Below are 12584 nucleotides of genomic sequence, written 5' to 3' on the forward strand. Positions count from 1 at the left end.
CTGGTGAGGGTCCGGCGGATATAAAAAAGCCCCAGGTTTCACCTGAGGCTTTGAAGTTGGCTCCGCGACCTGGACTCGAACCAGGGACCCAATGATTAACAGTCATTTGCTCTACCGACTGAGCTATCGCGGAACAGCGGTGCGTATCCTACTGTTAACTAAAGGAAAGTCAACACCTTGCGGATCACAGTACCTGGACGATAGCGTCGGTGACGTGGTCTAAATTGTCGTGGTTCAAGGCTGCTGCGCAGATACGTCCGGTTCCAATGGCATAGACGCCGAATTCCACACGCAGACGCTCGACCTGAGCCGCGGTAAGGCCTGAATAGGAAAACATGCCGCGCTGCTTGGCGACGAAGCTGAAGTCCTGCTTGGCGCCTTTCTCGGCCAGTTGGCGAACCATACTCAGGCGCATGTCCTGAATGCGGCTGCGCATTTCGCCCAGCTCGGTTTCCCACATGGCACGCAGTTCTGGGCTGTTGAGTACGGCGGAGACCACCGTTGCGCCGTGGGTCGGCGGGTTGGAATAGTTGGTACGGATCACGCGCTTGATTTGCGACAACACGCGTGCTGACTCGTCGCGGCTCTGAGTAACCATCGACAATGCGCCAACACGCTCGCCATACAGCGAGAACGATTTGGAGAAGGAGCTGGATACGAAGAAGCTCATGCCTGATTCTGCGAACAGGCGCACGGCCGCAGCGTCTTCCTCGATGCTGTCGCCAAAGCCCTGATAGGCGATGTCGATAAACGGCACGTGATCGTTGGCGCGCAATACCTCGAGGATCTGCTTCCAGTCTTCCGGCTGCAGGTCGACGCCGGTCGGGTTGTGACAGCAGGCGTGCAGCACGACGATCGAGCGGGACGGCAGGTTTTTCAGATCTTCGAGCATGCCGGCGCGGTCGATTCCGTGGCTGGCAGCGTCGTAGTAGCTGTAGTTCTGCACGGCGAAGCCTGCGGATTCGAACAATGCGCGATGGTTTTCCCAACTTGGGTTGGTAATGGCCACGACCGCGTCGGGCAGCATGCGCTTGAGGAAATCCGCGCCGATCTTCAGCGCGCCAGTGCCACCCAGTGCCTGGGTGGTCACCACTCGGCCGGCGGCAACCAGTGCAGAATCGGTACCGAACAATAGGCCTTGTACGGCCATATCGTAGCTGGCGATGCCTTCGATCGGCAGATAGCCGCGCGGTGCGTTCAGTTCCAGACGTGCCATCTCAGCGGCGGCTACGGCGCGCAGCAGCGGAATACGGCCTTCTTCGTTGTAATAGACACCAACACCGAGGTTGACCTTGTTCTGCCGCGTGTCGGCATTGAAGGCTTCATTGAGGCCGAGGATAGGATCGCGCGGCGCCATTTCGACAGCGGAGAACAAACTCATGGTGGGGAGGCTCGAAGAGAAGGAGGTGAGTGATACAGCACCCTCGCTTCGCGCTGAGGGCGGTGCGCAAACGGGGCAAGAGTATAGCGGTCCTGGTCCTTCGTCGCGATATGCTAGGGCGGTTTTTCTGACGGGATAGAGGCTGTCTCGACGCTAGGCTTGCAACGCTTTCCCTGCGCTGAGGCGCGACGCACTTGATATCTTCAGCGCTGGCCGCATTGAAGGGGCAGCGGCCCGGTGCCGTGTAAACGGTGCTGTCAGGGATGCCAAACCGCCCGGTTTAGGGTCGGCTCGCAATCATAAGAGGTCGATATGTCGCAGTTCGAATTGGTCACGCGTTTCAAGCCCGCCGGTGACCAGCCGGAAGCCATTCGGCAAATGATCGAAGGCATCGAGGCTGGCTTGTCGCATCAGACGCTGCTGGGCGTGACTGGCTCCGGCAAGACGTTCAGCATCGCCAACGTTATCGCTCATGTGCAGCGACCGACTCTGGTTCTGGCGCCGAACAAGACGCTGGCTGCGCAGCTCTACGGCGAATTCAAGACATTCTTTCCGAACAACGCGGTGGAGTACTTCGTTTCCTACTACGACTACTACCAGCCGGAAGCCTATGTGCCGTCTTCGGATACCTTCATCGAGAAGGATGCGTCGATCAACGACCATATCGAGCAGATGCGTCTGTCTGCGACCAAGGCGTTGCTGGAGCGGCCCGACGCGATCATCGTTACCACGGTGTCGTGTATCTATGGTCTAGGTGATCCGCAGTCTTATCTGAAAATGGTCTTGCATGTGGATCGCGGTGACCGCCTGGATCAGCGCGAGCTGTTGCGCCGCCTCACCGGCCTGCAGTACACCCGTAACGATATGGATTTTGCCCGTGCGACTTTTCGCGTGCGCGGTGATGTGATCGATATCTTCCCGGCCGAATCCGACCTGGAAGCGGTGCGTATCGAGCTGTTCGACGATGAGGTGGAAAGCCTGTCCGCCTTCGATCCGCTGACCGGCGAGGTGATCCGCAAGCTGCCGCGCTTCACCTTTTACCCCAAAAGCCACTACGTCACGCCGCGAGAAACGCTGTTGGACGCTATCGAGAAGATCAAAGTGGAGCTCAAGGATCGTCTCGACTATCTGCGTGCCAATAACAAGCTGGTGGAGGCGCAGCGGCTGGAGCAGCGGACTCGCTTCGATCTGGAAATGATCATGGAGCTGGGCTATTGCAACGGCATCGAGAACTACTCGCGCTACCTCTCCGGGCGCGAGTCAGGCGAGGCGCCGCCGACGCTTTATGACTATCTGCCGGCCGATGCGCTGTTGGTGATCGACGAGTCTCACGTCAGCGTGCCGCAGGTTGGTGCCATGTACAAAGGCGACCGCTCGCGCAAGGAAACGTTGGTGGAATATGGCTTCCGTCTACCCTCGGCGCTGGATAACCGGCCGATGCGCTTCGACGAGTGGGAAGCGATCAGTCCGCAAACCATCTTCGTCTCGGCGACGCCAGGGCCTTACGAGGCCGAGCATGCGGGACGTGTGATCGAGCAAGTGGTGCGCCCCACCGGGCTGGTCGATCCGCAAATCGAGGTGCGCCCGGCGCTGACTCAGGTCGACGACCTGCTCTCGGAAATCAACAAGTGCGCGGCCAAGGAAGAGCGGGTGTTAGTCACCACGCTGACCAAGCGCATGGCCGAAGACCTCACCGATTACCTCGGTGACCATGGCGTGCGGGTGCGCTACCTGCATTCGGACATCGATACGGTCGAGCGCGTAGAGATCATTCGCGATCTGCGCCTCGGCGTGTTCGACGTGCTGGTGGGGATCAACCTGTTGCGCGAGGGCTTGGACATGCCCGAGGTTTCGCTGGTAGCGATTCTCGACGCCGACAAGGAGGGCTTCCTGCGCTCCGAGCGCTCGCTGATCCAGACCATCGGTCGCGCGGCGCGTAACCTCAATGGCCGGGCGATCCTCTATGCCGATCGCATCACCGGCTCGATGGAACGGGCCATGGGCGAGACCGAGCGTCGACGTAACAAGCAGATCGCCTTCAACGAAGCTCACGGCATCGTTCCGCAAGGCGTGTTCAAGGATGTTCGGGATATTCTCGAAGGCGCCACCGTGCCCGGTTCACGCAGCAAGAAGCGCCGCGGCGAGGCGAAGGCGGCTGAGGAGGCCGCGCGCTACGAGAACGAGCTGCGCTCGCCCAGCGAGATCACCAAGCGCATCCGTCAGCTGGAAGAAAAAATGCTCGCGCTGGCCCGCGATTTGGAGTTCGAAGCCGCCGCGCAGACCCGCGACGAGATCCACAAATTGCGCGAGCGGTTGTTGCAGGTCTGATTCGCCGAGTCGGCGGGCATGTATGCGAGCCGGTCGTGCCAACACTGTGCTCGCCAGCTGGCTCAGTGCGCCGCGCCATCCTTTATGTTCTCCGGCAGCCGGCGCGTCAGCAGCACCGCCACCATGCTGATCGCCAAAGCAATGCTCACGAAATGGAAGGCATCGTTGTACGCCATGATCATCGCCTGCTGATGGGTGATTTCGCTGAGCTTGCCCAGTGCCGCCTGCTCACTGCCCAGCTGCTGGGTAAGTGAATTGAGGCGTTCGGCCACCGCCGGATTGCTTGGCACGACCGATTCGCGCAGGTAATCGAAATAAACCTTGGCACGGCTGTCTAGCAGCGTCGCAAGCAGCGCGATCCCGATAGCGCCGCCGAGGTTGCGGAGAATGTTGAACAGGCTCGACGCGGACCCGGCGTCCTGCGGCTGGATATAGCTTGTAGCGATGATCGAGATGGTCACCATGAGCATTGGCTGGCCGAGCGCGCGGATGATCTGAATCGGGTGGAACTGGTCACCGGCGAAGTCCGGGTTGAGGGCGCCGGAGGCAAAGCTGGAAATGCTGAAGAGGGCAAAGCCGGCCGCGCAGAGCAGCTTCGGCGGAACTGTTTTCATCAGCCTGGGCATAAGCGGAATCACAAACAGCTGCGGAATGCCCATCCACATGATCACCTGGCCGATCTGTAGAGCGTTGTAGTTCTGGATCTGCGCCAGATACAGCGGTACCAGATAAATCGACCCGTAGAGCCCGAGACCCATGCCCAGGCTGGCGATGCTGGTCAGGCCGAAGTTGCGCTCGCGCAGAATGCCCAGGTTGATCAGCGGGTTGGGTCGTGACAGTTGCAGGATCACGAACAGAATCAGGCTGACCAGCGCTACCGAGCCCAGCTGGACGATCAAGGCCGATTCAAGCCAGTCCTTGCGGTGTCCTTCCTCAAGAAACACTTGCAGGCAGCCCAGCCCCATGGCTAGCGTGACGATGCCGGCATAATCCGTGCTCTTCAGCAGCTCCCAGTGCGGTGGCTTCTTTTCCAGCCCATAGAGCAGCCCGGCGATCATCAGCAGGCCGGGCGGCACATTGATATAGAAAATGTATTCCCAGCCCCAATGCTCGGTGAGCCAACCGCCGAGGGTCGGCCCTATTGATGGCGCAAAGGTTGCGGTGATGGCGAATAGCGCCATGCCCTTGGCGCGATGGTGCTCCGGCAGTTTGATCAGCGTCAGGGTAAAGGCCAGCGGGATCAGCGCACCGCCAGTGAAGCCCTGCAGGGCCCGGAACACGATCATGCTTTCCAGGCTCCACGCGAACGAGCAGAGCAGCGATGAAATCAAGAAGCCGATCGATACCCAGACCGCGAGCCGTCGCGCCGACAGCAACTGAACCAGCCAGGCGGTCAGCGGAATCATGATGATTTCCGCTACCAGATAGGACGTGGAAATCCACGAGCCTTCCTCCAGCGTGGCGGACAACGCGCCCTGAATATCCTTCAGCGAGGAGTTGGTGATCTGGATGTCCAGTATCGCCATGAACGCGCCAAGCATAGCGCTCATCACGGCTATCCAGTCGCGCCGGCTGGGTTCGCCAACCGGGCGGATCAGCGCATCAGCGGACACGAAGGTCGATCTTCACATCCACCGACATGCCGGGGCGGATACGCCCATGGAGCGCATTGTCGCTGGCGAAGGTCAGCTTGACCGGAATGCGCTGGACCACCTTGGTGAAGTTGCCGGTGGCGTTGTCCGGCGGCAGCAGACTGAACTGGGCGCCAGAGGCAGGGAACAGGCTTTCGACGCGGCCTTCGATAGGCGTGTCGGGGTAAGTGTCGAAGATCAGCTCGGCACTCTGGCCTGCTTGCATCTTGCCGATCTGGGTTTCCTTGAAGTTCGCCTGGACCCAGATTTCCTCATCCGGGACGATAGACATCAAATAGGCTCCGACCGGCACGTACTGGCCATTGCGGGCAGAACGCTGGCCGACGATGCCGCTGATGGGCGAACGGATTTCGCTGCGGCCGAAGTTCAGTTCGGCCTGTTCGATTTCGGCACGAGCGCTGTCAATCTGTGCTTGCAGGCGTTTTATGTCGGCTTCCAAGGCATCGACCTGCTGGCGCTGAGCGGCCAGGTCCGCTTCGGCTTTCTGGCGTTGCGAGCGGGCGACACGGGCATCGGCGGACAGGGTGGTGACGCGTTCCTCGGAGACGAAGCCGGGCTTGCGCAGCGCCTCGACGCGCGACAGGTCGACCTGGCTGCGCTCCAGATTGGCCTGGGCAGCGCCGACCGAAGCCTGGCTGGCGGCAATCAAACTGCTCTGCTGCGCGAGGCGACTGCGGGCCTGGGCGAGTTCCGCTTCGCGAATAGCAAGATTGGCGTGGGCCTGTTCGACAGCAAGATGGAAGTCGCCGGGCTCTAGTGTCACTAGCAGATCACCTGGCTTCACGTGCTGATTGTCCTGAACATGGACCTTTTCAATACGTGCGGCGAGCTGGCTGGAGATTCGGGTGATCTCTCCCTGCACGTAGGCGTTATCGGTGTGTTCGTAGTAGCGACCGACAAAGTACCAGTGGGCGAAGAACGCGGCCGCGACCAGCAGCACCAGGGCAAAGAAAATGAATAGGCGGCGTTTCAGCTTAGCGGGCATGGGGTCGCTCATAGCCGTGAATTAGCCGGCCAATCTAGCAATGTTCCTGTTGCGTAATAAGCCGTTACAATTGCGAAACTTTGTTGCGCATAAGGAACAATGCGATGGGGTTGGACGATGCGCTGATCTTCACCCGGGTAGTCGAGTGCCACAGCTTTACCCAGGCCGCATCAAGTTTGGGTATGCAGAAATCTACAGTGAGCCGACGCATCGTCCAGCTCGAAGAGCGGCTCGGCGTAAGGTTAATCAACCGAACCACGCGGCGTTTGCGGCTGACCGAGGTCGGGCAGGCCTATTACGAGCGTTGCCGGCAGATCATGCTCGATTTTGCCGAAGCTGAGCAGGCGGTCATGCAGCTACAACAAGCACCGGCCGGGTTGCTGCGAATCACCGCGCCGATCGAGTTCGGTCAGTGGTTTCTTGGTCGCGTGCTGGGCGAATTCATGCGCCGATATCCGGAGATCAATGCCGAGGTTGAACTGGCTTCGCGACATATCGATCCAGTGGAAGAGGGCATCGATATCGTCATATTGGTCGGACAGCCTCAGGACTCCACCTTGATTGCACGCAAGCTGTTCGAGACCCGTCGACGTCTCTGCGCGAGTCCCGCTTATCTAGCGCAGCACGGCATGCCGTTGTATATCGAAGATCTTGCTGGCCACCGCGCGATCACCCTGTCGCGGGATCCGGTGCGTTATTGGCCGATCCTCGAACAGAACGTTGCCTGTCGCCGTGTGCTGTCCTGCAATAACATTACCTTTGCCCGCGAAGCGGCGCTGGCTGGGGCCGGTATCGCAGTGCTGCCAACCATGATCACGGATCAGGAAGTGCGCGACGGTCACCTGGTCGAGCTGCTGCCGGATGTCGCCCTGCCGACCGGCGAGGTGTACGCCGTCTATCCGTCGCGGCGATTTCAGGCGATGAAGGTCAAGGCATTCCTCGACTTCCTGGTGCAGGCGCTGCCCGTAACGGATGGTCGCCTGGTGGAGCCGGTGGAGGCACGCCTGTTAACATCGCGCCTTTATACGCGCTGACTCAGCCGACCGAGCCGGCTAGCGCCAGCTGCCGTGTCTTTCCGTGCATTGATTCGAGAACATCATGACCACCGTTCGCACCCGTATCGCGCCATCTCCCACCGGCGATCCTCACGTCGGTACTGCCTATATCGCGCTGTTCAACCTCTGTTTTGCGCGCCAGCACGGCGGCCAGTTCATCCTGCGCATCGAGGACACCGATCAGTTGCGCTCGACCCGGGAGTCCGAGCAGCAGATCTATGACGCGCTGCGCTGGCTGGGCATCGAGTGGGACGAGGGCCCGGACGTTGGTGGCCCGCATGGTCCATATCGGCAGAGCGAGCGCGGCGAAATCTACAAAAAGTATTCTGACGAGCTGGTTTCCAAAAGCCATGCCTTCCCCTGTTTCTGCAGCGCCGAGCGCCTGGATCAGGTGCGTGCCGAGCAGATGGCGAACAAGGAAACCCCTCGCTACGACGGTCATTGCATGCATATTTCCCCGGAAACGGCGGCACAGCGGATCGCAGCCGGCGAGTCCCATGTGATCCGTATGAAGGTGCCCACCGAAGGCGTTTGCCAAGTGCAGGACATGCTTCGCGGTACGGTGGAAATCGGCTGGGATCGCATGGATATGCAGGTGCTGATGAAGGCCGACGGTCTGCCGACCTATTTCCTTGCCAACGTCGTCGACGACCATCTGATGGGTATCACCCACGTGCTGCGCGGCGAGGAGTGGCTGCCGTCGGCGCCGAAGTTGATCAAACTCTACGAATACTTCGGCTGGGAGCAGCCGCAACTGTGCTACATGCCGCTGCTGCGCAATCCCGACAAGAGCAAGCTGTCCAAGCGCAAGAATCCGACTTCGGTCACTTTCTATGAGCGCATGGGTTTCATGCCCGAGGCGATGCTCAATTACTTGGGCCGCATGGGCTGGTCGATGCCCGATGAGCGTGAGAAATTCACCCTGGCGGAAATGATCGAGCACTTCGACATTAATCGCGTATCGCTGGGTGGGCCGATCTTCGACGTCGAGAAGCTGTCTTGGCTTAATGGCCAATGGCTGCGCGAGTTGCCGGTCGAGCAGTTTGCTACACAGGTGCGCGAGTGGGCTTTCAATCCTGAGTACATGATGAAGATCGCGCCGCACGTGCAACAGCGCGTCGAGACCTTCAGCCAGATCGCGCCTTTGGCCGGTTTCTTCTTCTCCGGGGCGCTGAATCTAGACCCAGCGCTATTCGAGCACAAGAAGCTCGATGCGACCCAGGTCCGTCAGGTATTGCAGCTGACCCTGTGGAAGCTGGAGGCCCTGCGGCAGTGGGAGAAGGAGCGCATCACGGAGTGCATCCAGGCGGTGGGTATGCATCTCGAACTGAAACTGCGCGATGTCATGCCGCTGATGTTTGCATCCATCACCGGGCAGGCCAGTTCCGTCTCGGTACTCGACGCGATGGAAATCATCGGGCCGGATCTGACGCGCTTCCGACTGCGTCAAGCGCTGGAGCTGTTGGGTGGTGCATCGAAGAAGGAAGTGAAGGAGTGGGAGAAGCTGTTCGCGGCGATGGCCTGACAACATTGCTGCCGTGACCAGCGCTCGCTTGGTGGTTTGCGCTTCGATGCTGCCCGCTAGTGATCGTCGCTCAGCCGCTCGTCGGCGTAAGTAGTTGTTCTGAAGCCGAAATTCTTCATCGCTCAGGAAAAATATCGTTGACACTCTGCAGGGGCGCACCTAATATGCGCCCCGTCCTCGAGATGGGGCTATAGCTCAGCTGGGAGAGCGCTTGCATGGCATGCAAGAGGTCGACGGTTCGATCCCGTCTAGCTCCACCAATCTCGATTGCCACACCGGTCGATTCGATCGGTTGCCTTTGAAGGGCTTTGCGTCCCCTTCGTCTAGTGGCCTAGGACACCGCCCTTTCACGGCGGTAACAGGGGTTCGAGTCCCCTAGGGGACGCCATTATTCAGGTCGCGATGCGTAAGCGGCGCGAGTCGAGAGACGTTAAATCCGGGGCTATAGCTCAGCTGGGAGAGCGCTTGCATGGCATGCAAGAGGTCGACGGTTCGATCCCGTCTAGCTCCACCAATCTCGATTGCCACACCGGTCGATTCGATCGGTTGCCTTTGAAGGGCTTTGCGTCCCCTTCGTCTAGTGGCCTAGGACACCGCCCTTTCACGGCGGTAACAGGGGTTCGAGTCCCCTAGGGGACGCCATTTTTATTGCCCGTTTTGGGCATCAAAGGGTCATTTCTCACGAAATGGCCCTTTTGTTTTGGGCGCATTTTTAACGGGCCGTATATTGTACGGCCCGTCTTCATCAGGCTGAAACGGTAACGATGCTGAATGGTCAGGCATAAGTGACCGATACCTGCGTGACATCCACCGCACGCCTGGCTTCCAATAGGCCTCTCCGCAATCTCGGCGGCGCGCAGCACAGCGAGGGTTATGCATGATCTGGGACCAGGACGACGCGTTCATCATTGACTTCGAGGTAAATGCCGAACATATCGACGAGCTCGGCCATGCCAATAATGCGGTTTACGTGTCCTGGCTCGAGCGCTGCGCCTGGCAGCACTCTCAAAGTCTGGGATTGGGGCTGGAAGACTACCGTCGGTTGGATCGTGCGATGGCAGTACTTCGACACGAAATCGATTATCTGGCGGCAGCCTATCGTGGGGATCAATTGCAGTTAGCGACTTGGATCGTCGATTCCGATCAGCGCTTGAAGATGAAGCGGAATTTCCAATTGATCAGGCCTGCAGACGGTACGACTTTGTTGCGTGCTCAAACGACCTTTGTCTGCATTCAGCTGTCGAGCGGCAAACCCAAGCGGATGCCGGCAGAGTTCATCGAGGGGTACGGCAGGGCGCTGGTTCAGCCTTACCCCCTCGACCACTAGGAGAGCGCGTTGCTTTAACGCTGTTCTGGCTTGCTAACGTCGGCCTCACGACGTTCCTCGGCGTCTTCGCGCCAGTCGTCCTGCACTTCATTCTTCATCTTCTCATCCATGGTCTTGCCATCTTTCCCAACATTGGCGGTATTGTCGCGCTGATGGTTTTCGCTCATGGCGCTGCCCTGAGTGTCGCCAGTGGTGCCGTGCGTGCCGTTATGCATATCTTCCTGATTGGCCACCGCGCCGGTGGCTAAAGCGCTGGTGAAGATTGCAGCGACTAGAGTCATTGTTTTCATCGGAAATTCCTCCAGGTGGTTGGAATGGTGATTCCTACCTCTCTTATTCCGACTCGGAGCCTGGAAAATTGTTCGCTTCGAGGCGGTTGGGGGACTGGAAGAGTCGAGTCATCACGGCGTTTGGACTGCCATCGGCTTCGCTCACTTGCGGAGCTCTGGACGCATTTACCCAAGTTGCGGGTTCGCTGATTGAGCGGCTGGTCAGGTGAAATCAGCCCTGGGTATTAGCGCTGTGCTTCATGTTATCCGTTGCGCAATCGATCGCCTGGCTGAGTTGCTGCAAGCAAATCTCGATAGCCAATCCGCGGTGGTTAGGATCGAGCCGCTCCAGATCAGATATGGCCTCAAGCAGATCCAGATAGCCATCTTCGTTCACCAGCATTCCGTGACTCACGGTTAGGGTGCGATCTTCGAGCGACAGCCTGACCGGATCTCGACCGGCCAGCGACGCGCCCGAGGAGAGCAGGCAGTCGATGTGCTTGCGCAAAGCGTGGTGTTTGCGTTGATCTACCTGGTTTGGCAACTGCAGAAGCTCCTCTCTGATGATGTCATTATGATTCCGCTCGATGGCCTCTGCAATTATTGCCAAGCCGCCGACGCAGGTCACCGATCCATCGGTTGTCCGCATTGAGCTGACAATCGGCGATAATGCCTGCGGGCCCGCTCATCCGTACGGCATAGCGTTTTGTGCGAGGAGGAGTGGTCATTGATGACGCTACGAGTTCCCTGCCGTTAATCCGAGCCGAAAAATCATCCACGTCGATTGCGATTGCTTTTACGCCGCGATCGAGATGCGTGACGATCCCAGCCTCGCCAACCGACCTATTGCGGTGGGCGGGTTGGCTGACCGTCGCGGCGTCATTGCGACTTGCAATTACGAAGCGCGCGCCTATGGCGTACGCTCGGCCATGGCGTCTGGGCATGCGCTGAAGCTATGTCCCGATCTGCTGATCCTGCGGCCCCGAATGGATGCCTATAAGGAAGCCTCCCGCGAAATCCACGGCATCTTTCGCACCTACACCAACCTGATTGAGCCGCTGTCGCTGGATGAGGCCTATCTCGACGTAAGCAGCTGCGAGCACTTTGCCGGCAGCGCAACCCGTATCGCGCAGGACATCCGCCGACGCGTCTGGCAGCAGCTGCGCATCACGGTTTCGGCGGGGGTGGCTCCGAACAAGTTTCTCGCCAAGATCGCCAGTGACTGGAATAAGCCTGATGGCTTGTTCGTGATTACGCCGGATCAGGTGGATGATTTCGTGCAGGCCTTACCGGTCACCAAGCTGCACGGTGTCGGACGGGTAACAGCCGAGAAGCTGAAAAGACTGGGAATTCAGACCTGCGCCGACCTGCGCACTTGGAAACGCCTGGATCTGGTACGAGATTTCGGCTCGTTCGGTGAGCGGCTGTGGGGACTGGCGCATGGGGTCGATGAGCGTCAGGTTCAGGTCGAAAGCCGGCGTCAGTCGGTCAGTGTCGAGAACACCTATGACCGTGATCTACCGGATCTCGCGACCTGCCTGGAGCGATTGCCAGAACTGCTTGATGAACTCGCCGGAAGGATGGCGCGGCTCGATAGCGGATACCGTCCCGGCAAACCCTTCGTCAAGCTCAAATTCCACGATTTCACCCAGACCACTCTTGAACAAGCCGGTGCCGGTCTCGAGCTGGAGGATTATGCCGATCTTCTTGCTGGCGCCTTCGCCCGCGGTAAGCGCCCAGTACGGCTGATAGGCGTAGGCGTCCGGTTGATCGACTTGCGCGGAGGCTTCGAGCAGTTGCGCCTGTTCTGAAATGGTCATCGGTAGTGTTTCTCTTCAACTCTGCTGTCTTGCAATCGGCACCCGGTAGCCCTTCGCATCGTATGCAAATCGAATACGTGTCTGAACGAAAAAGGGCCGCTCCGTGAGCGGCCCTTCTATCTGATGTAAAAGAGGGGATTCCCGGCCTGCCTGTACCGAGGTCCCCGAAACTGGTTCACCGAAGAAATGCATCGGTCGTGCCAGTTCAGGAGATTGCAGATTGCTGGCGGAGAAAAAGCTGT

10 protein-coding genes and 5 tRNA genes are annotated in these 12584 nt (G+C 59.2%); 9 read left to right on the forward strand and 6 right to left on the reverse strand.

Translation table 11 applies throughout. The annotated features are described in order from the left end of the window. Positions 1–57: 57 nt before the first annotated feature. Positions 58–133: transfer RNA gene (locus AC2LD7_RS17485), tRNA-Asn, on the reverse strand. A 51-nt stretch (positions 134–184) separates the two neighbouring features. Continuing rightward, positions 185–1381, reverse strand: a complete 1197-nt coding sequence (locus AC2LD7_RS17490; RefSeq protein ID WP_484599002.1) for an amino acid aminotransferase — start codon at positions 1379–1381, stop codon at positions 185–187. Positions 1382–1693: 312 nt separating this feature from the next. Here AC2LD7_RS17490 and uvrB point away from each other — a divergent pair, with 312 nt between their 5' ends. Then, positions 1694–3709 carry an excinuclease ABC subunit UvrB gene (gene uvrB, locus AC2LD7_RS17495; protein WP_484599003.1) on the forward strand — a complete coding sequence of 672 codons (2016 nt, stop codon included), beginning with the start codon at positions 1694–1696 and terminating at the stop codon, positions 3707–3709. A gap of 62 nt (positions 3710–3771) precedes the next feature. On the opposite strand, the gene AC2LD7_RS17500 is transcribed toward uvrB, so the two are convergent. Continuing rightward, a complete protein-coding gene (locus AC2LD7_RS17500; protein WP_484599004.1) occupies positions 3772–5322 on the reverse strand; it encodes an MDR family MFS transporter in 1551 nt (516 codons plus the stop codon). Continuing rightward, the gene (locus AC2LD7_RS17505; protein WP_484599005.1) at positions 5312–6346 is read right to left on the reverse strand and encodes an HlyD family secretion protein; all 1035 of its coding nucleotides are present in this window, start codon (positions 6344–6346) and stop codon (positions 5312–5314) included. Before AC2LD7_RS17505 ends, AC2LD7_RS17500 begins: the two co-directional genes overlap by 11 nt. A gap of 104 nt (positions 6347–6450) precedes the next feature. Between AC2LD7_RS17505 and AC2LD7_RS17510 the strand changes: the two genes are divergently transcribed. From AC2LD7_RS17510 to AC2LD7_RS17540, 7 genes are all read left to right on the forward strand, one after another. After that, on the forward strand, positions 6451–7380 hold the full coding sequence (locus AC2LD7_RS17510; protein ID WP_484599006.1) for a LysR family transcriptional regulator: 930 nt from the start codon (positions 6451–6453) through the stop codon (positions 7378–7380). A 64-nt stretch (positions 7381–7444) separates the two neighbouring features. Then, positions 7445–8926 (forward strand): glutamate--tRNA ligase, encoded by a 1482-nt coding sequence (gene gltX, locus AC2LD7_RS17515; RefSeq protein ID WP_484599007.1) that lies wholly within the window; start codon positions 7445–7447, stop codon positions 8924–8926. Between the two features lie 184 nt (positions 8927–9110). Next, positions 9111–9186, forward strand: a tRNA-Ala gene (locus AC2LD7_RS17520). Between the two features lie 52 nt (positions 9187–9238). Beyond that, positions 9239–9314 (forward strand) — tRNA-Glu (locus AC2LD7_RS17525). Between the two features lie 50 nt (positions 9315–9364). Next, positions 9365–9440, forward strand: a tRNA-Ala gene (locus AC2LD7_RS17530). Positions 9441–9492: 52 nt separating this feature from the next. Further along, positions 9493–9568: transfer RNA gene (locus tag AC2LD7_RS17535), tRNA-Glu, on the forward strand. 235 nt (positions 9569–9803) lie between these two features. Next, positions 9804–10253, forward strand: coding sequence for an acyl-CoA thioesterase (locus AC2LD7_RS17540; RefSeq protein WP_484599008.1), 450 nt, complete (start codon positions 9804–9806; stop codon positions 10251–10253). A gap of 14 nt (positions 10254–10267) precedes the next feature. Here the strand turns inward: AC2LD7_RS17540 and AC2LD7_RS17545 are convergent, their stop codons facing one another. Both AC2LD7_RS17545 and AC2LD7_RS17550 read right to left on the reverse strand, forming a co-directional pair. After that, positions 10268–10543, reverse strand: coding sequence for a hypothetical protein (locus AC2LD7_RS17545; RefSeq protein WP_484599009.1), 276 nt, complete (start codon positions 10541–10543; stop codon positions 10268–10270). 211 nt (positions 10544–10754) lie between these two features. Beyond that, positions 10755–11150: a hypothetical protein gene (locus AC2LD7_RS17550; protein WP_484599010.1), complete on the reverse strand. Its 396-nt coding sequence runs from the start codon at positions 11148–11150 to the stop codon at positions 10755–10757. A 142-nt stretch (positions 11151–11292) separates the two neighbouring features. On the opposite strand from AC2LD7_RS17550, the gene dinB reads away from it, so the two are divergent. Then, positions 11293–12333 carry a DNA polymerase IV gene (dinB, locus tag AC2LD7_RS17555; RefSeq protein WP_484599052.1) on the forward strand — a complete coding sequence of 347 codons (1041 nt, stop codon included), beginning with the start codon at positions 11293–11295 and terminating at the stop codon, positions 12331–12333. The last annotated feature ends 251 nt before the right edge of the window (positions 12334–12584 follow it).

Source organism: Stutzerimonas sp. (assembly GCF_982611455.1).

Coding starts and splice junctions, on each gene's coding strand:
- AC2LD7_RS17490 (WP_484599002.1), bottom strand. CDS start 1,381: ATGAGTTTGTTCTCCGCTGTCGAAATGGCGCCGCGCGATCCTATCCTC.
- AC2LD7_RS17540 (WP_484599008.1), top strand. CDS start 9,804: ATGATCTGGGACCAGGACGACGCGTTCATCATTGACTTCGAGGTAAAT.
- gltX (WP_484599007.1), top strand. CDS start 7,445: ATGACCACCGTTCGCACCCGTATCGCGCCATCTCCCACCGGCGATCCT.
- AC2LD7_RS17510 (WP_484599006.1), top strand. CDS start 6,451: ATGGGGTTGGACGATGCGCTGATCTTCACCCGGGTAGTCGAGTGCCAC.
- AC2LD7_RS17505 (WP_484599005.1), bottom strand. CDS start 6,346: ATGCCCGCTAAGCTGAAACGCCGCCTATTCATTTTCTTTGCCCTGGTG.
- AC2LD7_RS17545 (WP_484599009.1), bottom strand. CDS start 10,543: ATGAAAACAATGACTCTAGTCGCTGCAATCTTCACCAGCGCTTTAGCC.
- uvrB (WP_484599003.1), top strand. CDS start 1,694: ATGTCGCAGTTCGAATTGGTCACGCGTTTCAAGCCCGCCGGTGACCAG.